The organism is Stenotrophomonas sp. CS3K5, from assembly GCF_059515225.1.
The window spans coordinates 208,004-232,180 of the sequence record NZ_JCAKRX010000005.1; the positions used below are offsets into that span (position 1 = coordinate 208,004).

Below are 24,177 nucleotides of genomic sequence, written 5' to 3' on the forward strand. Positions count from 1 at the left end.
CGCTACCTGTTCGTTAAGCATGGGCCCTGCTCGGCCCCGGCGCGACGGCCCGGGCGCCACGCTAGAATGCGCCCATGCGCACCGTACATGCCCTCCGTTACATTACCCCGCTGCGGGAAGGCGGCTCCCTGCCCGCCGTGGTCGAGACCGACGACGACGGCATGGCCGTACTGAAGTTCCGCGGTGCCGGCCAGGGCCCGAAGGCGCTGATCGCCGAGCTGATTGCCGGCGAGATGGCGCGCACGCTGGGCCTGCCGATTCCGGAGATCCTGTTTGTCGAACTGGACCGCGAGTTCGCCCGCACCGAGCCGGATCCGGAGATCCAGGAGCTGATCCGTGCCAGCGAGGGCCTGAACCTGGGACTGGATTACCTGCCCGGCGCGATCAACTACGACCCGGCCGCGATGCCGGTGGACTCTGACCTGGCGTCGCGCATCGTCTGGTTCGATGCATTCACCAGCAATGTCGATCGCACCACGCGCAATCCCAATCTGATGGTGTGGCACCGCCAGCTGTACCTGATCGACCACGGTGCGGCGATGTACTTCCACCACGACTGGGCCAATGCCGGCGATGCCTGCGAGAAACCGTTCGTGCTGATCCGTGACCATGTACTGCTGTCATTCGCCAGCCGCATCGCCGAGGTGGATACCGAACTGGCTGCACGCCTGACCGATGCCGAGATCGAGCGCATCGTCGGCCTGGTGCCCGACAGCTGGCTGGTGAACGAGCCGGCCTTCGACAGCCCGCAGGCCTATCGGCAAGGCTACATCGACTATCTCAAGCATCGCCTGAAAGTGCGTGCGGTGTTCGTGCAGGAGGCCATCCGTGCCCACGCTGCACACGTATGACTATGCGGTCATCCGCGTGGTACCGCGGGTGGAACGCGAAGAATTCATCAACGTCGGGGTGATCGTGTCCTGCCCCGGTGCACGGCACCTGGAAGCGGCCATCGAGATCGATCCGGCACGCCTGCACGCGTTCGCGCCAACGCTGGACCAGGAGGCGCTGCAGCCGTGGCTGGATGCGATCGTGGCGATCTGCCGCGGCGATGCCGGCGCTGGGCCGATCGCGCAGCTGCCGGCGCGTGCACGTTTCCACTTCCTCACCGCCAAGCGTAGTTCGATCGTGCAGATGTCGAGCACGCACGTGGGCCGCACCGCCGATCCGGCAGGTGTGGTGGAGCACCTGATGACGAAGATGGTGCGGGTACCGGCCCCCGATCGGATGACGTCGACCGGGTGACGTCCACTGGGTAGAGTCGACTGTTGGTCGACTGCCGTTCGCGGAAGGATCGAAACGCCCGCGCTTCGCGCGAGAGTCGACCAACGGTCGACTCTACATCCATCGCGCCCACGCTCACTGCAACGGCAACCGCCGCGCGATGTAGTTGACCACGTTACCGATCGCATCCGGATCGACGTTGGCCAGGCCAACGATCACATAGCCCTGCGCAGGCATCACCACGAGGGCACTGTTCGATCCCGGCGCACCGCCTTCGTGGCCGTACTGGTGCTCCCTGCCCTCGCCCTGCACCACGAAGCCAAAGCCATACCAGCGCTTGTGATTCTGCGCCGTGGTGGCCTGCTGCAGCAGTGCCGGCGAGACCAGCCTTCCGCCGCGCAACGCCTCGGCGAACTTCAGCATGTCGGTGGCCGTGCTGTAACCACCGCCGGCGGACATGCCGCGCCAGGGCAGCGACTTCGTTTCACGCACCCATTGCCCGTCCTTCTTCGTGTAGGCAACGGCACGCTGTGGCACCTTCACTGTTTCCGGTTCGAAGCCGGTGCCGGTCATGCCAGCCGGTCGCAGGACGTGCTGCTGCACATAGGCATAGTACGACAGTCCTGAAACGGCCTCGATGAGGCGCCCAAGCACGATGAAGCCATAGTTGGAGTAGCTGTCCTGGCTGCCGGGCGTGAACTGCGGTGCATCCTTGGCGAAGCGCTGCACGTAGTCGTCCAGCGTCTTCAGCGAGGCCGAGTACTGTTCGAAATCATCGCCGAAAAAGTCGCCAAGGCCACTGGTGTGGGTCAACAACAGGCGGACGGTCACCTCAGCGGCGACGGCCTTGTTCGGGTAGTCGGGCAGGTGCTTGCCGATCGTATCGTCCAGCCCCAGCTTGCCGGCCTGCACCAGCTGCAGGATGGCCACCGAGGTGAACATCTTGTTGGACGACGCCAGCCGGAAGCGCGTATCCGCCCGCACCGGAATACCGCCTTCGCGATCCGCCCGGCCGCCCCGCCAATCCAGCAGCACCTGGCCGTTGCGTGCCACCAGCAGCGCTCCCGACAGCGCGTCCTGTGCGCGCAGCGCGTCCAGCGTCGTCCTGGCGTCAGCCATCAGGGCCGGCAACGCAACACGCTCCGGCTTGTACTTGTCCGGTACCTCGGTGCCTTCGATCTGGAACAGCTTCAGGTGGGCCGGATGATCCGGGTCCATCTCCGCCGTCACCCACATCGCACGCTCGTTCAGCTGGCCCATCACCAGCAGCTTGGCGTGATCAGGCGTGCCCTCGCGCGTTTCCAGCACGCGCAGCGGGCCGGTACTCCCGCGGAACTCGAGATAGTCCCCGGGGCCACTGCCTTCCTTCTTCGCATACTTGTCGGCGAAAGCCTGCAACGCATCGAGGCTGCCTGCGTTGAAAGCTGCAAGCCAGTCATCGATAGCGTCCTGCGCATGCGGATGTGCAGGCCCGGAGGTGGTTGCGCCAATCGCAGGAAAAACCGGCACGGCCGTCAGAAGCGGACAGGCCAGCGCAGCGCACAGCAGCAGACGTCCAACCGCCATCATCGCAGTTCCTTTGCAGGGATCCCTGCACGCATCCTAGAGCAAGCATGCGCCTGCCGCATCCACGCTACGGGCTCTGCCGCGTCACCTCCACGGTGACGTTGAATGCTTCGATGCGGCGCCACTCGCTGCGCGGATGCGGCAGCGACTCCACGCCCATCCCGATCCGGTACCTCACCGTGTCTGCACCTTCGCGCCAGCTGTAGGGCCCGCCATTGCTCCAGCCACAGCAGGTGTAACGCAACATCGGCATTCCGAACGTCTCATGCAGATACGCTTCGACACGCCGACGGCAGGATGGAACGGCGGAATGGACGTCACGGGGCGATCCTTCGCACAGGGGCGCCGGAATGCTACCCGATGCCCGCGCTAGCGCCGCGCCATGCTCTGCTCATTGAACCGCGCCACGCAGAAATCCAGGAAGCTGCGCAGCTTGGGCGTCAGCTGGCGATCACGCGGGTACACCAGGTTGATCGAGGTCGACACCGGCACGAAGCCGGGCAGCACTTCCACCAGTTCACCGCGCGCGAGTGCGGCGGCCAGCATCTCGTGCGGCTGCAGGATCAGCCCCAACCCACCCACCGCAGCGGTCAGCAACGGCTCGGCCTGGTTGACCATGAAGCGGCTGGACACCGGCACGGTCAGCACACCGCCGTCGGCATCGAGGAAGCTCCAGCGGGTGCGGATGATCGAATGGGCGAAGCCCAGGCATTCGTGCCGGCTCAGGTCGCTCGGGTGGGTGATGGGTGGACGCGAGGCCAGATACCCCGGTGCCGCGCACAGCACCAGCGGATACGGACCCAGCCGCCTCGCCACCAGTCCGCTGTCGGCCAGATCACCGGTGCGGAACACCAGGTCGTAGCCGTCTTTGACGATGTTGACCAGGCTGTTGGACAGATTCAGATCAACCTGCACGTCTGGGTAGGCCTGCATGTAGGCCACCACCGCCGGGCCCAGCGCATGCACGCCGAAGGTGACCGGCGCGCTGATGCGCAGGCGCCCCATCGGCCGCCCGCGCGCCACTTCGGCCAGCTGTTCGGCGCCCTCCACTTCCTCCAGGATCACCCGCGCCCGCGCCAGATAGGCCTGGCCGAAGTCGGTCAGGCTCTGCTTTCGCGTAGTGCGGTTGAGCAGGCGAACGCCCAGGTGCTGCTCCAGCGCCTGGATGTGCTTGCCGACCAGCTGCGGCGACAGGTCCAGCGCGTCGGCGGCAGCGGCGAACGAGCCGACCTCGGCCACCTTGGCGAAGGTCCGGAGCGGAACGATCAGGTCCATTGCAAACGGATGTTTTCCAATGAAACGCCAGATTACCCCTTATTCTGGATGCAGACCACGCGCATAGTGGCCGCCACGCCCCCGCCGGCTCGCGCGCCGGCCCTTCCCAGGAGCCCCCATGAGTCAGGTTGTCCGCATCCACGAATATGGCAATGCCGATGTGCTGCGCATCGACGAGATCGACGTTCCCGCCCCCGCCGCCGACGAGGTGCAGATCCGGGTCAAGGCGATCGGCCTGAACCGCGCCGAGGTGATGTTCCGCAACGGCGCCTATCTGCAGCAGGCACAGTTCCCCAGCCGCCTGGGCTACGAAGCGGCCGGCGTGGTCGAAGCGCTCGGCAGTGCAGTGAACGGCTTCGCCGTTGGCGATGCGGTCAGTGTGGTGCCACCTCTGGATATCGCCCGCTGGGGCACCTACGGCGAGCTGGCCAATGTGCCGGCGCGGCTGGTGGTCAAGCATCCGCAGGCACTGGATTTTGAAACCGCGGCGGCCGTGTGGATGCAGTACGTCACCGCCTGGGGCGCGCTGCTGGAGCAGGCGCATCTGACCGCCGGGGATTTCGTCATCATCACCGCGGCCAGCAGCAGCGTCGGCCTGGCCGCCATCCAGATCGCCAACGCCGTAGGTGCCACGCCGATTGCGGTGACGCGCGGCGCAGGCAAGCGCCAGGCCCTGCTCGACGCAGGCGCCGCCCATGTCATCGCCACCCAGGATCAGGACCTGGCTGCCGAAGTGGCGCGCATCACCGACGGCGTCGGTGCCCGCGTGGTGTTCGATCCGATCGGCGGCCCGCAGTTCAATGCACTGACCGATGCAATGGCGCGCGGCGGCATCCTGCTGGAGTACGGCGCGCTGAGCAGCGAACCGACGCCGTTCCCGTTGTTCAACGTGCTGGGCAAATCACTCACGCTGAAGGGCTACCTGTACTCGGAAATCGTCGCTGATGATGCCGCGCTGGCGCGGGCCAAGGCCTTCATCGTCGACGGACTGGACAAGGGCATGCTGGTGCCGATGATCGCAAAGGTGTTCCCGTTCGCGCAGATCCAGGAAGCACACCGCTATCTGGAATCGAACGAGCAGATCGGCAAGGTGGTGGTGACGGTGTGATCCGATGCCATGCAATGGGGGCGGCCGATGGCCGCCTCTATTTCTGCCCTGCCGGCAACGCAAATGCCATCACGTAATCGCCCTTCGGGGTTTCCATGAAATGGTGTCCGCCGGCCATGATCACCACATACTGGCGGCCGCCCTGTTCGTACACCATCGGGTTGGCCTGACCACCGGCCGGCAACTTGGCGTGCCACAGCTCCTTGCCGGTCTTCAGATCAATCGCGCGCAGCAGATCATCGGTGGCGGCGGCGATGAAGATCAGGCCGCTGGCGGTGATCACCGAACCGCCATTGTTCGGCGTACCGATTTCGATCGGCAGGCCGGAGCGGATGCCGAACGGCCCATTGCCGCGTGCACTGCCGAACGGGCGATCCCACAGCAGCTTGCCGGTACGCAGGTCGATGGCGCGGATGCCGCCATAGGGTGGTTGCTTGCACAGCAGGCCGGTGAACGGCAGCCGCCAGCCGGCGTTGACCTGGATGGCATACGGCGTGCCCACCTGCGGATCACCGGCGCCCTCGCCACCGCCCTTGTCGGCGCGGATCTTCTCGCGCGGCAGCCAGCCCCGCCGGTCGGCCTCCGCACGCGGTACCAGCCGGTTGTAGTTGGGCATGTCGTTGTAGTTGGCCACGATCACGCCACGCCGCGTATCGATGGAGACGCTGCCCCAGTCCGAACCACCGTTGTAGCCGGGATACTCGATGGAATGGCGGTCGCTGCTCGGCGGCGTGTAGAAGCCTTCGTAGTAGGCCTTGCGGAACTGGATGCGGCAGACCAGCTGGTCGATCGGGGTCAGTCCCCACATGTCGCGCTCGGTCAGGTCATGCTCGCGCCGTAGCGTGTGGTACAGCGAGAACAGCTGGGTGGGCGAACGCTGTTGCGGTTCGACACCGCCAACTGGAACCTTGCGCTCTTCGGCGGCGCTGAGCAGCTGACCGTTGCGGCGATCAAGGATGTACAGGTCACCCTGCTTGGTCGGCAGCAGGATCGCCGGCACCTTGCCGGCCGCGGTCGGGTAATCGATCAGGCTGGCCTGCGAACCCAGGTCGTAATCCCATACATCCTTGCGCACGGCCTGGAAATGCCAGACCGGTTTGCCGGTGGCCACATCGAGGGCCACCAGCGAGGTGGAATAACGGTTCTGCGCTTCGCTGCGCGAGCCGCTCCAGTAATCGCCGGCGGCATTGCCCAGCGGCAGATAGACCAGGCCCAATGCCTCATCACCGGTGGCGGTGGTCCACATGTTCGGCGTACCGCGCGTGTAGGTCTGTTCGCGTGGCGGCAGGCCGTTGCGCTCGGGCTGGTCCATGTCCCAGGCCCAGCGCAGCTTGCCGCTGATCGCGTCGTAGGCCTGGATCACCCCCGACGGCGCATCCCGGCGCTGGCCATCGAGCACCTGGTGGCCGGTGACGATCACCCCGCGCACGATGGCCGGCGGCGAGGTGATCGACACATAGCCCGGCGGCACCTCGCCCATGCCCAGGGTGATGTCGACCTGGCCGTTGTTGCCGAAGCTGGCGCAGGGGCGGCCGCTGTCCGCATCCACCGCGATGATGCGGCCGTCCAGGGTGCCCTCGATGATGCGCGCCCAGCAGGCCGGATGGCTGCCGGGTGCGGCATTGCGGGTGACGGTGGGCGGTGGCTCGGGCAGCGCCAGATCGGCGGCCACGTCGGCCAGCACCGTATCGGCGATGGTCGGCGTGCTGGGTTGTTCGTAGTAGCTCACGCCACGGCAGGCGGCGGTATAGGGAATCGAAGCGTCCCTGACCTTCGGATCGAACCGCCACAGCTCCTTGCCGCTGCCGGCATCGAGGGCGATCAGGCGGTTGCGCGCGGTGCACAGGTACAGGCGGTCGCCAATCTTCAGCGGCGTGGTTTCCGCGCCCCAGCGCTTCTTCGGCAGATCACCGGTTCGGAATTGCCAGGCCAGCTGCAGCGTGCCGACGTTGGCCGGCGTGATCTGCTGCAGCGGCGAGTAACGGGTGGCGGCGTTGCTGCGGCCCCAGGCTGGCCAGTCGCCGTCGGCAGGCTGGTCGGCCGGCTGCAGCCCGGTGGTGTCACGGGTCGGTTCCAGGCCGGCGCTGACCGCGCCTTCCGGGAACGGCTGATGCCCATCCACCTTACCCTGCGGCGCAAACGCCAGACCGAAGGCGGCCACGAACACCAGCAGCAGCACAGCGGCCACCGCACGCGAGAGCCGCCTGGAAACCGGCGTACGCAGGGTCGGCGCCAGCAGCGCCAGCACGATGCCCAGTGCGGTCACCAGACCCAGCCGCGGCACCCATCGCCAGTAGTCGCTGCCCGATTCCCACCCGGTCCACAGCAGCGTTCCGATGAACACCAGCGCGTACAGCGACGCGCCACTGCGCCGGTTGCCGAACAGCAGAATACCGCTGGCCAGCAGTCCGGCGCCGGCGATGGTGTAGTACGCCGAACCTCCCAGGCAGAGCAGCCACGCGCCGAGGCCGCCGATGACCAGGCCAAGCACGACCAGCAGCAGCGACAGCACGGTCACCAGCGGATGGCGGGATACAACGGGGGCGGCGGACTGCGGCGTGGCGGACATCGTCGATCTCCGGGGCAGCGTGACCTGTTATCCCACCGTCGCTGTGAAGTGCGCGTGCGGTGAGCGCCGGATACAACAACGCCGGCACGAGGCCGGCGTTGTTGAGGTGGCGTGGCGAGGCGGACTTACGCCTGCGGAGCGTCCTCGCCCGGCGCGGGGGCTTCGGCCGGGGCGGCGGCAACCACCTCGTCCTCGTCCTCGTCGATCGAGGCATCCATGCGCTCCACCGCCTGCAGCTTCTCGTCCTTGGACAGGCGGATCAGGGTGACGCCCTGGGTGTTGCGGCCGACGCGGCTGATTTCCGAGCCGCGGGTACGCACCAGGGTGCCGCCGTCGGAGATCAGCAGGACCTCGTCGCTGGAGCCCATCAGCACCGCGGCCACCAGCTTGCCGTTGCGCTCGGTGGTCTGGATGCCGATCACGCCCTGCGTGCCACGGCCCTTGCGCGGGTAATCCGGCAGCGGGGTGCGCTTGCCGTAGCCGTTCTCGGTGGCGGTCAGGATGTACTGAACGCTGGCGTCGTCGGCGCCGTCGATCACCGCATCGCCATTGGCGGCGGCTTCCTCGACACCGTTGTCGTCCTCGTTCTCGTCCTCGATGCCACCGGCACTTTCGGCCACGATCAGGCTGACCACTTCCTCGCCGGCCGGCATCTTGATGCCGCGCACGCCGGTGGCGGTGCGGCCCATCGAGCGGACCTTGTCCTCGCCGAAGCGCACGGTCTTGCCGTTGGAGGCGAACAGCAGGATGTCGCGCTCACCGTCGGTCAGGCCGACGCCGACCAGCGCATCGCCCTCGTCGAGGTTGATCGCGATCTTGCCGCGGGCCAGACGGAAGGCGAACTCGCCCAGCGGGGTCTTCTTCACCGTACCGTTCTTCGTAGCGAAGAACACGAACTGGCCATCGGCGTACTCGCGCACCGGCAGCACGGCCTGCACGCGTTCGCCCGGTTCCAGCGGGATCCAGTTGATGATCGGGCGGCCACGGGCGTTGGAACCCGCTTCCGGCAGCTGGTAGACCGGCAGCCAGAACACCTTGCCCGAACTGGTGAAGGTCAGCAGCGTGTCATGCGTGTTGACCAGCCACAGCTGTTCGATGAAATCCTCTTCCTTGGTCGCCGCCGCACTGCGGCCACGGCCACCGCGGCGCTGCGCGCGGTACACGCTCACCGGCTGGCGCTTGACGTAGCCGGCGTGCGACACGGTGACCACCACGTCTTCCGGCGCGATCAGGTCGAGGATGTCCAGGTCTTCTTCGCTGTGGCGGATCTCGGTACGACGCTCGTCGCCGAACTCGGCCTTGACGCTGACCAGCTCTTCGCGGATCACCTGCAGCAGGCGGTCGGGATCTTCCAGGATGTGGATCAGCCCGGAGATCACTTCCAGCAGCTGCTTGTACTCGTCGGTCAGGCGGTCCTGCTCCAGCCCGGTCAGGCGGTGCAGGCGCATTTCCAGGATCTGGGTGGCCTGGATCTCGGTCAGCTGGTAGCCGCCTTCGATCAGGCCCACGCCCTTGGGCAGATCTTCCGGACGCGACGCTTCGGCACCGGCGGCGCCCAGCATCGCACCGACCAGGCCCGGCTCCCACACGCGTGCCAGCATGCGCTCGCGGGCTTCGTTCGGGTTCGGCGAGGTCTTGATCAGTTCGATCATCTCGTCGATGTTGGCCAGCGCGACAGTCAGGCCTTCCAGCACGTGGGCACGGGCGCGCGCCTTGCGCAGCTCGAACACGGTGCGGCGGGTGACCACTTCGCGGCGGTGGCGTACGAACGCCTCCAGCATCTGCTTGAGGTTCATCAACTGCGGGCGGCCATCGACCAGCGCCACCATGTTGATGCCGAACACCGATTCCATCTGCGTCTGCTGGTACAGGTTGTTCAGCACAACCTCGGCAGATTCACCGCGCTTGATCTCGATGTAGATGCGCATGCCGTCCTTGTCGGACTCATCGCGCAGCTCGCTGATGCCTTCGATCTTCTTTTCCTTGACCAGCTCGGCGATCTTTTCGATCAGACGCGCCTTGTTCACCTGGTAAGGAATTTCAGTGACGATGATCGATTCGCGGCCGTTGTCGGCCACTTCGATATCGGCCTTGGCACGGATGCGCACGCGGCCACGGCCGGTGCGGTAGCCGGCGACGATGCCGGCGGTGCCGTTGATGATGCCGGCGGTCGGGAAATCCGGGCCCGGGATGTACTCCATCAGGCCATCGACATCGATGTCCGGGTTGTCGATCAGCGCGATGCAGGCGTTGATCGATTCGCTCAGGTTGTGCGGCGGGATGTTGGTCGCCATGCCCACCGCGATACCGGCCGAACCATTGACCAGCAGGTTCGGGAACCGGGTCGGCATGACCGTCGGCTCCAGTTCCTTTTCATCGTAGTTGGGTTGGAAATCGACGGTTTCCTTGTCGATGTCGGCCATCAACTCATGCGCGAGGCGCGACATGCGCGCTTCGGTGTATCGCATCGCTGCCGCCGAGTCGCCGTCGATCGAACCGAAGTTACCCTGGCCATCGACCAGCATGTAACGCAGCGAGAACGGCTGTGCCAGGCGCACCAGCGTGTCGTACACCGACTGATCGCCATGCGGGTGGTACTTACCGATGACGTCACCGACGATACGCGCCGACTTGAAGTAGGGCTTGTTGCTGTGCGCGTTGAGTTCATTCATCGCAAACAGCACGCGGCGATGCACCGGCTTGAGGCCGTCGCGCGCATCCGGGAGCGCGCGGCCCACGATCACGCTCATGGCGTAATCGAGGTAGCTCTTGCGCATCTCGTCTTCCAGGTTGACCTGGATGATTTCCTTGGCGGTTTCTGCCATTCGGGTTCCGTTGTCTGGTAGCGGTCCAGTCCGGCGCAGCCCTCTGCGGGAGGGGGTAACGCCGGAACCTCGATTCAACCTGTGGATACTACCACAACGGACCGTTTCCCGCCGCCTTTTACGGGGATTTTACCGGCACAAATCAGGAACTTAGGGGGTTCAGCCGCCCCTGTAGAGCCGGGCCCATGCTCGGCTGCGGCGGATTCCCCGGCGGAGCCAAGCATGGGCTCGGCTCTACAGGCATCCTCGCCCCTGTCCCCCCTCAACCGCCGAAGGCGGCGCGCATGTTCTCGGCGGTCGGGTTCAGGATCACCCCGCGTTCGGTCACGATGGCGTCGATCAGCTCGCCCGGGGTGACGTCGAACACCGGGTTCCAGGCGGCGATGCCTTCGGCCACGGTGCGGGTGCCGCCCACGCCATACAGCTCGCCCGGGTCACGCTGCTCGATCTCGATCTGGCTGCCATCCACGGTGTCCATGTCCACCGTCGAGGACGGCGCCACGACCATGAACTTCACGCCGTGGTGGCGGGCGGCGATGGCCAGCTGGTAGGTGCCAATCTTGTTGGCGGTATCGCCGTTGGCGCAGATGCGGTCGGCACCGACGATGACCCACTGCACAGCGCCGGTCTTCATCAGGTGCGAGGCCGCCGAGTCGGCGATCAGGGTGGCGTCGATGCCGTCCTGCTGCAGCTCCCACACGGTCAGGCGCGCGCCCTGCAACCACGGCCGGGTCTCGCCGGCGAACACCCGGGCAATGCGGTGCTGGGCCATGCCGGCACGGATCACGCCAAGCGCGGTGCCAAAGCCGGCGGTGGCCAGCGAACCGGTATTGCAGTGGGTCAGCACGCCGCTGCCGGCCTCGATCAGGCCCGCACCCAGCGCGCCCATGTGGCGGTTGGCGGCCAGATCCTCTTCGGCGATGGCCTGCGCTTCGGCCTCCAGCAGCATCTTCCAGTCGGCGCCTGCGGCACTCAGGCAACGGCGCATGCGCGCCAGCGCCCAGGCCAGATTGACCGCGGTCGGGCGCGAGGCGTTCAGGCGTTGCAGTGCCGGCTCCAGCTGCTGCAGGGCATGCGCGCCATCGGCGGCCTGCACCCCGCGTGCCGCCAGCACCACGCCCCAGGCCGCGGCAATACCGATGGCCGGCGCGCCGCGCACGGTCAGTGCGTGGATGGCCGAGGCGACCTCGTCACTGTCATGGCAGACCACGTGCTCGACCACGAACGGCAGCTTGCGCTGGTCCAGCAGTTGCAGGGCATCGCCGGTCCAGAGGATCGGGCGGATGTGGTCGTAGCGGGCGTAATCGATGTCAGGGGCAGTGTTCATGGGCCCATTGTAGGGCCACGTCCTGCGCGGTTGGAGCCCGCCGGGGCTCAATTCACCGAGAATTCGGCGCGGCAGCCGCCGTCCACCCAGATCCCGTTGCGGCTCCAGCCCCAGGTGCTGCCCTCCTCGCAGGGCGTGCTGGACAGCTGCTGGGACACCGCCGCGCCGACGGAGATGCTCGCCCCGCAGAAGCGCCGCTTCTTCGATTTCGATTCGCAGGTCAGCCGGCGCGGCATATCGACGAAGCGGCCCTGCTCATCGGCCACTTCGAAATCGCCCTGGCAGCCACGGCTGGTCCACACTTCGTTGCGCTTGTAGCCCCAGCCCTGCCCTTCGCGGCACGGCAGTACGGACAACTGGCGCAGCAGGCGCACCGGCGCCCCATCCAGGCGGACCGGGCAACTCTGCGGGCGACCATTGGACTCGCAGCGCACCACGCGGCGGAACTGGCGTTTGCCGTCGCTGCCGGCCGCTGCCGCGGCCCCCGGCGCACGGCGCGCACGGAACTCGGCGCGACAGCCAAGGGTGACCCATACGCCACTGCGATCGGTCCCCCACTCGCTGCCGCGGATACAGCTGTTGCTGGACAGCTGCCGGATCAGGTCGACGCCATTGGCGACCTCGATATCGCAGTGCACCCAGCCCATGTCGCGTGATTCGCAGGTGACCACTTCCTCGTCATAACCCGGCTGCTGGGCGGACGCGGAGAACGGCAGCCAAGCACCCCAGAGCGCGATGGAGTAGACCGGTACCGCAACAACCGCAAACCACTTGACCAATGCCTTCCCCAACAGGAGTGGACGAATTCCGATGCCAGTGTCCCGCATCGCCCGTGATAAGAGCATCATCCTGCTTGCTGAAGCAAGCGCGTGGAACCGGCAATCCGTTCAGTCTTCGATGTCCGGCAGCAGACGATGTTCATGCATGGGCGAAATCGAACGCCAGCACATCGGCGATGCGCGGCGTGCGCTCCATCGCCATCAGCAGGCGATCCACGCCTACCGCCACCCCTGCACACGCCGGCATCGACGGCAATGCGGCCAGCAACGCCTCATCCAGCGCCGGCTGCACCTGCCCGCGTGCATGACGCCGCTGCTGGTCACGCAGGAAGCGTGCACGCTGCTCGTCGGCATCGTTCAGCTCGTGATATCCGTTGGCCAGCTCGACCGTGCCCAGGTACAGCTCGAACCGTTCGGCCAGTGCCGGCGAACCGGGGCGGATGCGCGCCAGCGCTGCCTGGCTGGCCGGCCAGTCATGAACCACGGTCATGACGCTGTCATCGAAGCCAGGCTGGATGCGATGGGTCATCAGCAGGTCCAACCAATCGTCTCGGGTCAAGCCGACCGGATCGATGTGCACCTCGCCCAGCGCGGCGCGCAGCGCCGATTCATCGGCATCGAACGCGTCGATGCCCAGGTAGTGCTGGAACAGCTCCCGGTAGCTCAACACACGCAGCGTCGCCGTACGGCCGACCAGGGCCAGCGCCTGGTTGACCAGCTCGGCAGTTTCCTGCACCAGACGATGGTGATCCCAGCCCACCCGGTACCACTCCAGCATGGTGAATTCGGGATTGTGGCGGCCGCCGGCCTCGCCGTTGCGGAACACCCGGCCCAGCTCGTAGCAATCGCCGACACCGGCCGCCAGCAGCCGCTTGAGCGGATACTCCGGCGAGGTCCGCAACCAGCGACGGCGGCCACCGGCATCGACATGCCCACTGAAATCGGTGTGGAAGCTGTCGATGTTCGGCTCGGTATTGCCCGCCACCGACAGGATCGGCGTTTCCACTTCCAGCACATCGCGCTCGGCGAAGAAGCGGCGCACCAGTGCGTTGAGCGCAGCACGCTGGCGCAGCGCATGCAGCAGGGCCTGGCTCACAGGATGCCCTCCGGGCGCGGGTGGTCCAGCGGCAGGGTCAGCAGGTCGCGGGTGTCATCGATGTAGCCGCTGGCCAGGTACAGGCGGCGGGCCAGTTCGTTGTGGTGGTTCACTTCCAGGCGCAGGCGGCTGACGCCACGGCCACGCGCACGCTGTTCGCAGATGGCCAGCGCCTGCTTGCCGCGGCCACGACCGCGCGCGCGGTGGGCCAGGTACAGCTCGTCCAGCAGCATGAAATGGCCGCCCTGCTCCAGACTGAAGCCCATCGCGATCACCGCGTAGCCGACCACCTCACCGGCCTCGTCCAGCCACAGCAGCACCTCGCCGTTGCGCGGGTCGGCCAGCAGCGCATCCACGCCGCGGCGCACGCGTGCGTCGTCAAAGTCGATCCTGTCTTCGGCGTAGAACTCGCGCATCAGCGCGATCAGCCGCTCTTCGTCGGCACGGGTCGCCAGGCGGAAATCCAGCGGGGCGGTCTGCATCGGTCATCCTCTGTGCTTCATGCCGGGCGGCAAACGCCCGGCGGGGTCATCACTCGTGTTCGGCCAGGTAGGCCAGCAGGCGGTCTTCGTCCCACACCGGCACGCCCAGTGACTGCGCCTTGTCCAGTTTGGAGCCGGCCTCGGTGCCGGCCACCACGAAGCTGGTCTTCTTCGACACGCTGCCGGAGACCTTGGCGCCGAGGGCCTCCAGGCGTTCCTTGGCGGCATCGCGGGTGAGCTGGGCCAGGGTTCCGGTCAGCACCACGGTCTGCCCGTCCAGCGGACCGGCCACGATCTCGGCCAGCGCCGGCGCCTTGGCCAGGATCTGCTGCATCGCCGTCTCGGCAGCCAACAGCATCGCACCATGGCCGTCCGTGTCCAGCCATTCGGCCAGTCCACGCGCGGTGTCATCGGGCAGCCCGGCGTTGACGAACTGGCCATGCTCGGCATCGAGCACGGCCTGCGCGCCGGGAAGCGCGGCCACCAGCTTTTCCGCACGCAGGCGGGTGATGCCGGGAATCTCCGATTCGACCAGCAGCTGGGCCAGATCCAGCCCCTCGCGCAGCTTGGCACTGGGCGCATGCACATCACTGATGCGGACCTGGCCGACCTGCAGCAGGTCATCGATGGCCTGCTGGTTGCCCTGCTGTTCGAAGAAATGACCCAGCGAACGAGCCACTTCGCCGCCGATGTCCGGCACGCGCTTGAACAGCGGCCACGGCAGGTGGCGGATCAGTTCCAGATCACCAAACCACTGCGCCAGCGCCTTGGCGGTGCTCTCGCCGACGTGCTCGATGCCGAGCGCGAACAGCAGCCGTTCCAGCGTGGCGGCACGGCTGGCATCGATCGCCGCGATCAGGTTGTCGGCCCACTTGGTGGCGATCTTCTTCGTGTTCCACTCGAAGCTGGCCGGCTGTACCAGTGCCTGCGCGCGCCACGCCGGATCGCTGCCATCCAGTCTGAGCACCGCGTTGAGCACCGCACCACTGCCCTCGGCGGGCAGATGCAGCTTCAGCGCCGCTGCCAGTGCCGACGGATCCTCCGCATCCAGCACCAGCTTGAGGTGCAGCAGCGTATCGCGGCTGAGCCGGTACAGGTCGGCCACGCTCCTGACGATGCCGGCATCGACCAGGGTTTCGATGTACTTGTCGCCCAGGCCGTCGATGTCCATCGCGCGGCGCGAGGCGAAATGAGCAATGGCTTCCTTGCGCTGTGCCGGGCAGGACAGCTCACCCGAGCAGCGCCATGCGGCCGCGCCTTCTTCGCGCACGATCTCCGACCCGCACACCGGGCAGCGCGTCGGCATCTGCCAGGGCGCGGTGCCCTGCGGCCGACGGTCGAGGATGACGCTGACCACTTCGGGAATCACGTCGCCGGCGCGGCGCACGATCACGCTGTCGCCGACACGCACATCCAGGCGCGCGATCTGGTCGGCGTTGTGCAGCGTCGCGTTGGATACGATCACCCCGGCCACCGCTACCGGCGCCAATCGTGCAACCGGTGTTGCGGCACCGGTGCGGCCGATCTGGATCTCGATCGCCTCCACCGTGGTGCTCTGCTCCTGCGCCGGAAACTTGTGCGCGATGGCCCAGCGCGGTGCACGCGAGACGAAGCCCATGGCCTGCTGGCCGGCACGATCATCGAGCTTGTAGACCACGCCGTCGATGTCGAACGGCAGGCCGTCACGGCGCTCGCCGATATCGCGGTAATAGCCGAGCAGGCCGTCGGTGCCCTCGACCACCTTGCACAGTGCACTGACCGGGAAGCCCCAGGCGCCCAGCTGCGCCAGCGTAGCCGAGTGGGTATCGGGCAACTCACCGCCCTGCACTTCGCCGGTGCCGTAGGCGAAGAAGCTCAACCGGCGCTGTGCACTGATCTTCGGGTCGAGCTGGCGCAACGAGCCGGCCGCGGCGTTGCGCGGGTTGGCCAGCACCTTGCCGCCCTGCTGACGCGCACGTTCGTTGTAGGCCTCGAAGTCGGCGCGGGCCATGTAGACCTCGCCCCGCACTTCCAGCACGTCCGGCCAGTCCTTGCCATGCAGGCGCTTGGGAATGTCGCCGATTTCACGCAGGTTGGCGGTCACGTCCTCGCCGGTGCTGCCATCGCCGCGGGTCGCGCCGAGTACGAAATGACCCTCCTCGTAACGCAGGCTGATCGCCAGCCCATCCATCTTCGGCTCGGCCGAGAACTGCAGGCTGCGACGGCCCAGCCGCTCGTCGATGCGGCGTACGAAATCGGCCACTTCCTCGTCGCTGAAGGCATTGGACAGCGACAGCATCGGCACCGCGTGGCGCACTTCCGGGAAGCGACCGGACGGACGCGCACCGACCTGCTGGGTCGGGCTGTCGGCACGGGCCAGTTCCGGATGCTCGCGCTCCAGCGTTTCCAGCTCGCGCACCATGCGGTCGTAGTCGACGTCGGGGATCTCCGGCGCATCCAGCTCGTGATAGGCGCGGTTGGCCTGGGCGATCTGCCGGCGAAGGTCTTCGGCGCGTTCGGCGGGGCTGGGGCTCATCGGGATCCGGTGGTTCTGGGATGGCCGGGGATTCTACCTCGCCCGGCCGTCAGGCCCTGTAACGCCGCCGCCCTTGTAGCGTCGAGCTTGCCGCGCGCCACCACCAGCGCTAGCGTGCCCGGGCTGCCCTTCGGAAACCCTGCCCGTGACCCTGCCTGCCTCCCGCCGCCACTTCCTGCAATTGGCCGGTGCCGGCCTCGCCCTGGCCGGCGCCAGCCTGCCCCGCCTTGCCGGTGCTCAACCCGCTGCAGCTGCAACGGTGCCCTCCGCACCCGGCGAAGGCGCCGTGCTGCTGAACTTCAACGAGTGCCCGTATGGCCCCTCGCCTGCAGCCCAGCAGGCTGCGCGCGACAGCATCGCCGGTTGCGGCCGCTACCGCTTCGCCCTGGCCGGCCAGGTGCGCGACGCCTTCATCGAGCAGGCGCGAATTCCGGCCGACCATGTCCGCCTCTACCCCGGCTCCAGCGAACCCCTCAATCGCGCAGCGGTCGTATGGACCGGCCCGCAGGCCGGGCTGGTAGTGGCCGACCCGACCTTCGAGACGCTGGGCGAGGTGGCCGCCGCACACGGCGCGCACGTGCAGAAGGTGCCGCTGCGAACCGACGGCGCACACGACCTGCGCGCGATGGTCGCTGCCGCGCATGCGCGGCCGACCGGGTTGCTGTATGTGTGCAACCCGAACAACCCGACCGGCTCGATCAGCCCGCCGGCCGAACTGGCCTGGCTGCTGGCGCACAAGCCCACCACTACCCGCGTGCTGGTGGACGAGGCCTACCTGCAGTACAGCGATCAACCGAGCCTGATCGCCGAGGTGGCGCAACGCGATGACCTGATCGTGCTGCGCACGTTCTCCAAACTGTATGGCATGGCCGGGCTGCGCCTGGGCGTGGCGGCCGCGCACCCCGACCGCCTGCGCGAACTGGCCGGCCTGGGCGACAACCCGCTGCCGGTGCCCGCGTTGGCCGCAGGCTTGGCCAGCCTGCAGGATCGGCAACTGGTTGCGCAGCGCCGCCTGCAGAATGCCAAGGCCCGGCAGGCCACCATTGCCTGGCTCGGCAAGCGCGGTTTCAGCTGCCTGCCTTCGGAGGCGAACTGCTTCGTGGTGGACGTGCAGCGCGACGGCGCCGCGTTTGCCAAGGCAATGGCAGAGCACGGCGTGGTGATCGGGCGCAGCTGGCCGATCTGGCCGCAGCGCGTGCGCGTGACCGTGGGAACCGAGGAAGAGATGGCGGCATTCCGCGGCGCGTTCGCCAAGGTGGCCGGCGTCCCGTCGTAAACCGCATCCACGCATGGCGTGGATCTACCGGGGATTGCCGATGGGGTGGGTGCCGACCGTTGGTCGGCACGTCAGGCATTACCAGCGCGGCGTCTTGGTCAGCGGCGGCGCCTGGTGCTGGCGGTCGTAGGCGCGCAGTTCGTCACGGATGTGCGCGATGCGCTGGCGGCCGAGCGCATTGCGGCTGTCATCCAGCACCACGCCGTCAAGCAGTTCGGCCATACGCTGCACGGTCGGCAGCATCTTCTCCCAGGCGTCCAGCGCGGTCAGCGGCGCCGGCAGGGTCAGGAAGAAAGCGATGGCCGGGGTTTCCATGGCACGGATGTTGGCCATGTCGAAGCTTCCCGGCTTCATGATGCTGGCCATGGAGAAGATCGGGCCGCGCTCGGGGTGGCCTTCCACCAGGCGGTGGAACACGTTCATGTGGCCGAACACCAGGCCGGTCTTCTCCGCTGCCACCACGATGTCTTCGCCACGCAGCTGTTCGCCCGCGCGGGCGGCCACGAACAGCGAGACGATCTTGTCGAAATCCTGGGTCGCGCGCTTGCCCAGGTCGCTGGCTGCGCCTGCGTCGGTGTCGGCCAGGCCCAGTTCGGCCTGCTCGCCCTCTCCGCCCATGCCGGGTTCGAGGCGGCCACCGGCCACGGCGACGCCATCCTCACCCAGGACCGGCTCGCGACGCTCGCCGCTGGTCGGTTCCGCGCCTTCCACGCGGCGCCCCTGGGGCTTCTTCTTCGGGCGGCCAAACAGGAAGATCGCGGCGATCAACAGCAGGCCGGCGGCCAGGATGCCGATGCGCAAAAGTGCCGTGTCGGACATTCGATAGGTTCTCCGGCTGGTTCATTCAGGTAGTTAGGATGGCACGTCAGGCCGCGCCCGCCAATCGTGCGGCCTCTTCCAGGTCGACACTGACCAGCCGGCTGACACCCGGCTCGCGCATGGTCACGCCCGACAGCTGGTGCGCGGCCTCCATCGTCGCCTTGTTGTGGCTGACGAACAGGAACTGCACCTTTTCGCTCATTTCCTTGACCATGTTGGCCAGGCGACCGACGTTGGCCTCGTCCAGCGGCGCGTCCACCTCGTCCAGCAGACAGAACGGCGCCGGGTTCAGCTGGAAGATGGCAAACACCAGCGCCACCGCGGTCATCGCCTTCTCGCCGCCGGACAGCAGCGAGATGCTGGACACGCGCTTGCCCGGCGGCCGCGCCATGATGGTCACGCCGGTATCGAGCAGGTCCTCGCCGGTCAGCTCCAGATACGCATGGCCGCCACCGAACAGGCGCGGATACAGCGCCTGCACGCCGGCGTTGACGCGGTCGAAGGTGTCCTTGAAGCGGCCACGGGTCTCGCGGTCGATCTTGCGGATGGCATCTTCCAGCGTTTCCAGCGCGGTGGTCAGATCCACATGCTGGGCATCCAGGTACTCCGAGCGCTGCGAGGCCTCGCCGTACTCGTGGATGGCGGCCAGGTTGACCGGCTCCAGCCGGCGCATGCGGCCATCGATCTGGTGCACGGCCTGCTCCCAGTCGCCCAGGCGGGCGTCCTCGGGCAGGGCGTTGAGCACGTCCTGCATGACGAAACCGGCTTTCTCCACAGCGCCCTGCAGGGTCTCGGCACTGAGCACCAGGGCCTGCTGGTCCAGCTTGCGCTGCGAAATGCGCTCGCGCTGCGCCAATGCCTGTTCGTCGCGCTGGTGGCGGGTCTGCTCGTAATTGCGCAGCTCGGCGTCGATGCCATCGAGCAGCGTGCGCGCCTCGGTCAGCACGCGGTCGGCGCGCACGCGTTCTTCCAGCGCATTCTGGTGCTCGGCCTGCAGCGATTCGACCGGTGAATCACCTTCATCCAGCTGCAGGTGCAGCTCACCCAGGCGCGAATCGAGCTGGCCACGCTGGGTGCCCATGCGCTCCAGTGCCTGGCCGAGTGACGCCAGCTGCGCCCGCTGCGATTCCAGGGTCAGGGCCAGCGAATGCGCGCGCTCGCGCACCCCACGTGCGGCATCGCGTGCGAGGTCGCGGGCCTCGGTCAGCTGGCGGCGTTCGCCTTCCAGCCGCTGCCGGGTCGACTCCAGATCGCCCATGCTGCTGACCGCGTTCTCCAGCCGCGAACGGGCTTCACGCGCCTGCTCGCTGTTGGCTTCCAGCGTTTCCTGCAGCTGCTTCAGTTCGCCTTCGATGCGATCGATGCGGGTGCGCGCGGCCTCGACCTTGCCCTGCTGGCCCTGCAACTGGCCAGCCAGTTCGGACACCGCACGATGCGCCTGGTACAGCGTGCGCTGCGCGTCCTCGCGCTGCTGCTCGGCCGCCAGCAACTGCTCGCGGAAGCCCGACAGCTGCTCTTCCAGCGCGGCCTCGCGCTCCTGCAGCTGCTCGATCTGCTCGCGCAGCTCGTTGATCTCGCGTTCGCGCAGCAGTGCACCCTGCTGGGCCGCACCGGAGCGCGACACCCGCAGCCAGCCCTGGCCCAGGCGTTCGCCACCCTGGGTGATGATCGAATCGCCCTCAGGCAGGCCGGCCTGCAGCGCCTTGGCCTCGGCCAGATCCCGGGCGCCATGCAGAGGCGCCAGCAGCCGGCGGATCGCCGCCGGGCCGCGCACGCGTGTGGCCAGCGAGGTCGGCGCGACCTTCAGCTCGGCATCGTCATGGGCAACCAGCGCGATATGACCCTCGCCGAGTTCGCCCAGTGCATCGACCAAGCGGCCCGGGTCATCGACCAGCACGCCCTCGATCAGCTCGCCGAGTGCGCTTTCCACTGCGTTTTCCCAGCCGGCATCGACCTCCAGGCGCTCGCCGACGCGTGCCGCCGAATCCAGCCCACGGGCCTTCAGCCAGGCGACGGCCGCGCCCTGCTCCTGGCCAAGCGCGGCCTGCTGCAGGGTTTCCAGCGATGCCAGCCTGCCGCGCAGGGCGTTGGCCTGCTTGCGCAGCTCGGCCAGTTCGTTCTGGCCCGCACGCTGCTGTTCCTGCACGGCGGCGACACCTTCCTTGCGCTGCTCGACTTCCTCGGTCAGCTCATCCAGTGCGGTCTTCTGCGTGTCGTGCTGCAGGTGCAGCTGCTCGAAGGCTTCTTCCAGCGCATCCACGTCCAGCCCGGCGCGCTCGGCGGCCAGCGCCTCGCGGCGGCGGTCGGCGTCGAGGATCTGCTTGTCCAGGTAGTCCACGCGGGTGCGCTCGACATCGCCGGCGCGCGAAGCTTCCGAACTCTGCGAGGTGTGCTGTTCCCAGCGCTGCTGCCAGCCGGCCAGACGGTCCTCGGCCTCGCGCAGGCTTTCCTGCTTGATCTCGTTCTCTTCCTGCAGCGCTTCCAGCTGCGGACTCGCGGCCTCCACCGCCTCGCGCAGCACGCCCAGCCTGGCCTCATCGCCGCTGATGTGCTGGCCCAGTTCGGCCAGCGCCTGCTGCGTTTCATCGCGCGCCTTGTGCAGGCGCTGCGACAGCTCGCGCTGATGCTGGATCTGCTGCTCCAGGCGCGCCAGCGTGCTGCCCACCTGGTAGACCGCCGCCTGTGCGGTGTTGAGCGCATCGGCAGCCTCTTCGCGGCGCACGCGCGAGGTCTCGATACGGGCCTCGGCGTCGCGCTGGTCAGCAATCAGCTGCTGCAGCCGGGTCTCTTCCTGCGACAGCCCTTCGCGCAGCTTCGACAGGCGACCGTCCAGGCCCCGGAACTCCAGCGCCTTCCACTCGGCATCCTTGACCCGGCGCTCTTCCTGCAGCGCCTGGTACTGCTCGGCCTGCCTGGCCTGGCGCTTGAGGTGTTCCAGCTGTTTGCTGATCTCGTCGCGCAGGTCACCCAGCCGGTCCAGGTTCTCGCGGGTGTGGCGGATGCGGGTCTCGGTCTCCTTGCGGCGCTCCTTGTACTTGGAGATGCCGGCGGCCTCTTCCAGGTACACGCGCAGGTCTTCCGGGCGCGCCTCGATGATCTGGCTGATCATGCCCTGCTCGATGATCGAGTAGCTGCGCGGGCCCAGGCCGGTACCGAGGAACAGGTCGGTGATGTCGCGGCGGCGGCACTTGGTGCCGTTGAGGTAGTAGTTGCTGGTGCCGTCGCGGCTGACCGTGCGCTTGACCGAGATTTCGTTGAACGAGGCGTACTCGCCGGAAATCGTGTGATCCGAGTTGTCGAAGATCAGCTCGACGGTCGCCTGCGAGACCGGCTTGCGGGCGTTGGAACCGGAGAAGATCACGTCGGTCAGCGAGTCGCCGCGCAGGCGGCTGGCCGAACTCTCGCCCATGACCCAGCGCACGGCATCGATGATGTTCGACTTGCCGCAGCCATTGGGCCCCACCACGCCGGTCATGTTGGTCGGCAGGTGCAGGGTGGTCGGATCGACGAACGACTTGAAGCCGGACAGCTTGATCGTGGAAAGACGCATAGAGGTTCCGGACTGGGGCCGGCGAGCGGCCTGCATTTACCCTCCAAGTCATTGATCCTGCTGGGATCGCTGGCCGTGGAACAGGTGTGACGCCTTGAGTATACCGATGTGGCCGTGTTCTACGAATGGGGGTGGAGTCCGGGCCCGCTTCCAGCCAGCGGCCGGGCCCACAAAACAAAACGGGCACCCTTGCGGGCGCCCGTTCTGCGGTGATGCCAGGCCTTGCGGCGTGGCATCAGGCTTCGGCGACGATGACGACCTTGACGGTGGTCTCGACGTCGGCGTGCAGGTGAACCAGCACGTCGTACTCGCCGATGTTGCGGTAAGCACCTTCGCCCAGGATCACTTCGCTCTTTTCCAGCGGCAGGCCGGCAGCGGTGAAGGCTTCGGCGATATCGCGCGGGCCGACCGAGCCGTACAGCTTGCCTTCGGTCGAAGCATTGGCGGCGATGGTCACGCTCGCGCCTTCCAGCTTGGCCTTGCGGCTCTCAGCGTCGGCGTGGATGGCCTGGGCCTTGGCTTCGTATTCGGCGCGCTTGGCTTCGAACTCGGCCTTGTTGCTCTCGGTGGCCGGCACGGCCTTGCCCTGCGGCACGAGGAAGTTGCGGCCGTAGCCCGGCTTCACATCAACCAGGTCGCCCAGGTTGCCGAGGTTGGTGACTTTCTGCAGGAGGATCAGCTGCATGGTATTGCTCCAGATGAGTTATTCGTTAGCGAGGCGATGCCCCGCAACAAAGGCTGTCCGAATAGCTGGCACAGCGGGGGCGGCACCGGGCCGCCCCGCCGGCATCAGACGTCGTGGTTGTCGGTGTACGGGATCAGGGCCAGGAAGCGAGCGCGCTTGACGGCGGTCGCCAGCTGGCGCTGGTACTTCGACTTGGTACCGGTGACGCGGCTCGGCACGATCTTGCCGTTCTCGGTCAGGTACTGGCGCAGGGTGTTGAGATCCTTGTAGTCGATCTCCTTCACACCTTCAGCCGTGAACTTGCAGAACTTGCGGCGACGGAAGAACTTGGACATGGGAAGGCTCCTTAGGCGGCAGAAGCGGCGTCGTCGCCGGCTTCGTTGTCAGCGGTGGTGGTGGACTCGCCTTCTTCGTCGTCACGACGACGGCGCTCACCGCGCTCCGGCTTGTCACCCTTCTCGTCCTTGCTCTTCATGATCAGCGACTGCTCGGTGTCAGCCTCGTCACGCTTGATGACCAGGTTGCGCAGCACGGCGTCGTTGAAGCGGAAGCTTTCGGTCAGCTCGTTCAGAACGGTCTGGTCGGCTTCGATGTTCATCAGCACGTAGTGGGCCTTCACCAGGTTCTGGATCGGGTACGCCAGCTGGCGGCGGCCCCAGTCTTCCAGACGGTGGATGGTGCCGTTGCCGTTCTCGACCAGCGACTTGTAGCGCTCGATCATGGCCGGGACCTGCTCGCTCTGGTCCGGGTGGACCATGAACACGATTTCGTAATGACGACTCATGTTTTTTCTACCTTTCGGATGTGGCCTTGCGGCCGGACAGCCCCCCGCCGTTGAGACCGCGGTGGGGCAAGGATTCCCGCCAGGGAGGCAGGAAGCCGCGCATTATGGCGTAGATGGGCGTGGCGGGCAACCAGGCGGCCCATGCCGCCGTGCCGACCAAGGTCGGCAGCTACCCTAGGCAGGTAGCGCCGGGCCATGCCCGGCGAGCGTACTCAGCCCAGATCGACGTGAAGGCGGTGCTGGCCGCGCTCCAGGCACTCACCTTCTCGGGTCAGGTGTTCCAGCACCCAGCCGGCG

At 67.1% G+C, this 24,177-nt stretch carries 19 protein-coding genes; 4 read left to right on the forward strand and 15 right to left on the reverse strand.

Going from position 1 to position 24,177, the window contains the following annotated elements:
* Positions 1-74: 74 nt before the first annotated feature.
* Both AC5YGJ_RS10000 and AC5YGJ_RS10005 read left to right on the forward strand, forming a co-directional pair.
* Positions 75-851, forward strand: coding sequence for a HipA family kinase (locus tag AC5YGJ_RS10000; protein WP_309337595.1), 777 nt, complete (start codon positions 75-77; stop codon positions 849-851).
* On the forward strand, positions 829-1,245 hold the full coding sequence (locus AC5YGJ_RS10005) for a DUF3037 domain-containing protein (protein ID WP_496186445.1): 417 nt from the start codon (positions 829-831) through the stop codon (positions 1,243-1,245). Before AC5YGJ_RS10000 ends, AC5YGJ_RS10005 begins: the two co-directional genes overlap by 23 nt.
* Positions 1,246-1,359: 114 nt before the next feature.
* Here AC5YGJ_RS10005 and AC5YGJ_RS10010 read toward each other — a convergent pair whose 3' ends face one another.
* From AC5YGJ_RS10010 to AC5YGJ_RS10020, 3 genes are all read right to left on the reverse strand, one after another.
* Positions 1,360-2,793, reverse strand: coding sequence for a serine hydrolase domain-containing protein (locus AC5YGJ_RS10010; protein ID WP_496186446.1), 1,434 nt, complete (start codon positions 2,791-2,793; stop codon positions 1,360-1,362).
* A 64-nt stretch (positions 2,794-2,857) separates the two neighbouring features.
* Positions 2,858-3,037: a hypothetical protein gene (locus AC5YGJ_RS10015; protein WP_496186447.1), complete on the reverse strand. Its 180-nt coding sequence runs from the start codon at positions 3,035-3,037 to the stop codon at positions 2,858-2,860.
* Positions 3,038-3,159: 122 nt separating this feature from the next.
* A complete protein-coding gene (locus AC5YGJ_RS10020; protein ID WP_496186448.1) occupies positions 3,160-4,065 on the reverse strand; it encodes a LysR family transcriptional regulator in 906 nt (301 codons plus the stop codon).
* 118 nt (positions 4,066-4,183) lie between these two features.
* Here AC5YGJ_RS10020 and AC5YGJ_RS10025 point away from each other — a divergent pair, with 118 nt between their 5' ends.
* Complete coding sequence (locus tag AC5YGJ_RS10025; protein WP_496186449.1) at positions 4,184-5,173, forward strand: zinc-dependent alcohol dehydrogenase family protein; 990 nt, start codon at positions 4,184-4,186, stop codon at positions 5,171-5,173.
* A gap of 37 nt (positions 5,174-5,210) precedes the next feature.
* Here AC5YGJ_RS10025 and AC5YGJ_RS10030 read toward each other — a convergent pair whose 3' ends face one another.
* The 7 genes from AC5YGJ_RS10030 to ligA form a co-directional block, all read right to left on the reverse strand.
* The gene (locus AC5YGJ_RS10030; protein WP_496186450.1) at positions 5,211-7,742 is read right to left on the reverse strand and encodes a membrane-bound PQQ-dependent dehydrogenase, glucose/quinate/shikimate family; all 2,532 of its coding nucleotides are present in this window, start codon (positions 7,740-7,742) and stop codon (positions 5,211-5,213) included.
* A 125-nt stretch (positions 7,743-7,867) separates the two neighbouring features.
* Entirely contained in the window at positions 7,868-10,567 is a 2,700-nt protein-coding gene (gene gyrA / locus AC5YGJ_RS10035) for a DNA gyrase subunit A (protein WP_496186451.1), read from the reverse strand.
* A 262-nt stretch (positions 10,568-10,829) separates the two neighbouring features.
* Positions 10,830-11,894, reverse strand: a complete 1,065-nt coding sequence (gene mtnA / locus AC5YGJ_RS10040; protein ID WP_249843574.1) for an S-methyl-5-thioribose-1-phosphate isomerase — start codon at positions 11,892-11,894, stop codon at positions 10,830-10,832.
* Between the two features lie 47 nt (positions 11,895-11,941).
* The gene (locus AC5YGJ_RS10045; protein ID WP_249843573.1) at positions 11,942-12,673 is read right to left on the reverse strand and encodes a DUF3011 domain-containing protein; all 732 of its coding nucleotides are present in this window, start codon (positions 12,671-12,673) and stop codon (positions 11,942-11,944) included.
* Between the two features lie 139 nt (positions 12,674-12,812).
* Positions 12,813-13,769, reverse strand: coding sequence for an EF-P lysine aminoacylase EpmA (gene epmA, locus AC5YGJ_RS10050; protein WP_496186452.1), 957 nt, complete (start codon positions 13,767-13,769; stop codon positions 12,813-12,815).
* A complete protein-coding gene (locus AC5YGJ_RS10055) occupies positions 13,766-14,251 on the reverse strand; it encodes a GNAT family N-acetyltransferase (RefSeq protein WP_107232965.1) in 486 nt (161 codons plus the stop codon). Before AC5YGJ_RS10055 ends, epmA begins: the two co-directional genes overlap by 4 nt.
* A gap of 49 nt (positions 14,252-14,300) precedes the next feature.
* The gene (ligA, locus tag AC5YGJ_RS10060; protein ID WP_496186488.1) at positions 14,301-16,772 is read right to left on the reverse strand and encodes an NAD-dependent DNA ligase LigA; all 2,472 of its coding nucleotides are present in this window, start codon (positions 16,770-16,772) and stop codon (positions 14,301-14,303) included.
* 139 nt (positions 16,773-16,911) lie between these two features.
* Between ligA and AC5YGJ_RS10065 the strand changes: the two genes are divergently transcribed.
* On the forward strand, positions 16,912-18,042 hold the full coding sequence (locus AC5YGJ_RS10065; protein ID WP_496186453.1) for a pyridoxal phosphate-dependent aminotransferase: 1,131 nt from the start codon (positions 16,912-16,914) through the stop codon (positions 18,040-18,042).
* A gap of 78 nt (positions 18,043-18,120) precedes the next feature.
* Here the strand turns inward: AC5YGJ_RS10065 and zipA are convergent, their stop codons facing one another.
* The 5 genes from zipA to rpsF form a co-directional block, all read right to left on the reverse strand.
* Positions 18,121-18,861, reverse strand: a complete 741-nt coding sequence (zipA, locus tag AC5YGJ_RS10070; RefSeq protein WP_249843570.1) for a cell division protein ZipA — start codon at positions 18,859-18,861, stop codon at positions 18,121-18,123.
* Between the two features lie 46 nt (positions 18,862-18,907).
* Positions 18,908-22,411 carry a chromosome segregation protein SMC gene (gene smc / locus AC5YGJ_RS10075; RefSeq protein WP_496186454.1) on the reverse strand — a complete coding sequence of 1,168 codons (3,504 nt, stop codon included), beginning with the start codon at positions 22,409-22,411 and terminating at the stop codon, positions 18,908-18,910.
* Positions 22,412-22,646: 235 nt separating this feature from the next.
* A complete protein-coding gene (gene rplI, locus AC5YGJ_RS10080) occupies positions 22,647-23,096 on the reverse strand; it encodes a 50S ribosomal protein L9 (protein WP_107232960.1) in 450 nt (149 codons plus the stop codon).
* A gap of 104 nt (positions 23,097-23,200) precedes the next feature.
* A complete protein-coding gene (rpsR, locus tag AC5YGJ_RS10085) occupies positions 23,201-23,431 on the reverse strand; it encodes a 30S ribosomal protein S18 (RefSeq protein WP_002804494.1) in 231 nt (76 codons plus the stop codon).
* Positions 23,432-23,442: 11 nt separating this feature from the next.
* Positions 23,443-23,880: a 30S ribosomal protein S6 gene (gene rpsF, locus AC5YGJ_RS10090; RefSeq protein ID WP_107232959.1), complete on the reverse strand. Its 438-nt coding sequence runs from the start codon at positions 23,878-23,880 to the stop codon at positions 23,443-23,445.
* Positions 23,881-24,177: the final 297 nt, after the last annotated feature.

Coding starts and splice junctions, on each gene's coding strand:
- smc (WP_496186454.1), bottom strand. CDS start 22,411: ATGCGTCTTTCCACGATCAAGCTGTCCGGCTTCAAGTCGTTCGTCGAT.
- AC5YGJ_RS10030 (WP_496186450.1), bottom strand. CDS start 7,742: ATGTCCGCCACGCCGCAGTCCGCCGCCCCCGTTGTATCCCGCCATCCG.
- AC5YGJ_RS10010 (WP_496186446.1), bottom strand. CDS start 2,793: ATGATGGCGGTTGGACGTCTGCTGCTGTGCGCTGCGCTGGCCTGTCCG.
- AC5YGJ_RS10020 (WP_496186448.1), bottom strand. CDS start 4,065: ATGGACCTGATCGTTCCGCTCCGGACCTTCGCCAAGGTGGCCGAGGTC.
- AC5YGJ_RS10055 (WP_107232965.1), bottom strand. CDS start 14,251: ATGCAGACCGCCCCGCTGGATTTCCGCCTGGCGACCCGTGCCGACGAA.
- gyrA (WP_496186451.1), bottom strand. CDS start 10,567: ATGGCAGAAACCGCCAAGGAAATCATCCAGGTCAACCTGGAAGACGAG.
- zipA (WP_249843570.1), bottom strand. CDS start 18,861: ATGTCCGACACGGCACTTTTGCGCATCGGCATCCTGGCCGCCGGCCTG.
- AC5YGJ_RS10025 (WP_496186449.1), top strand. CDS start 4,184: ATGAGTCAGGTTGTCCGCATCCACGAATATGGCAATGCCGATGTGCTG.
- AC5YGJ_RS10000 (WP_309337595.1), top strand. CDS start 75: ATGCGCACCGTACATGCCCTCCGTTACATTACCCCGCTGCGGGAAGGC.
- rpsF (WP_107232959.1), bottom strand. CDS start 23,880: ATGAGTCGTCATTACGAAATCGTGTTCATGGTCCACCCGGACCAGAGC.
- rplI (WP_107232960.1), bottom strand. CDS start 23,096: ATGCAGCTGATCCTCCTGCAGAAAGTCACCAACCTCGGCAACCTGGGC.
- mtnA (WP_249843574.1), bottom strand. CDS start 11,894: ATGAACACTGCCCCTGACATCGATTACGCCCGCTACGACCACATCCGC.
- rpsR (WP_002804494.1), bottom strand. CDS start 23,431: ATGTCCAAGTTCTTCCGTCGCCGCAAGTTCTGCAAGTTCACGGCTGAA.
- AC5YGJ_RS10015 (WP_496186447.1), bottom strand. CDS start 3,037: ATGTTGCGTTACACCTGCTGTGGCTGGAGCAATGGCGGGCCCTACAGC.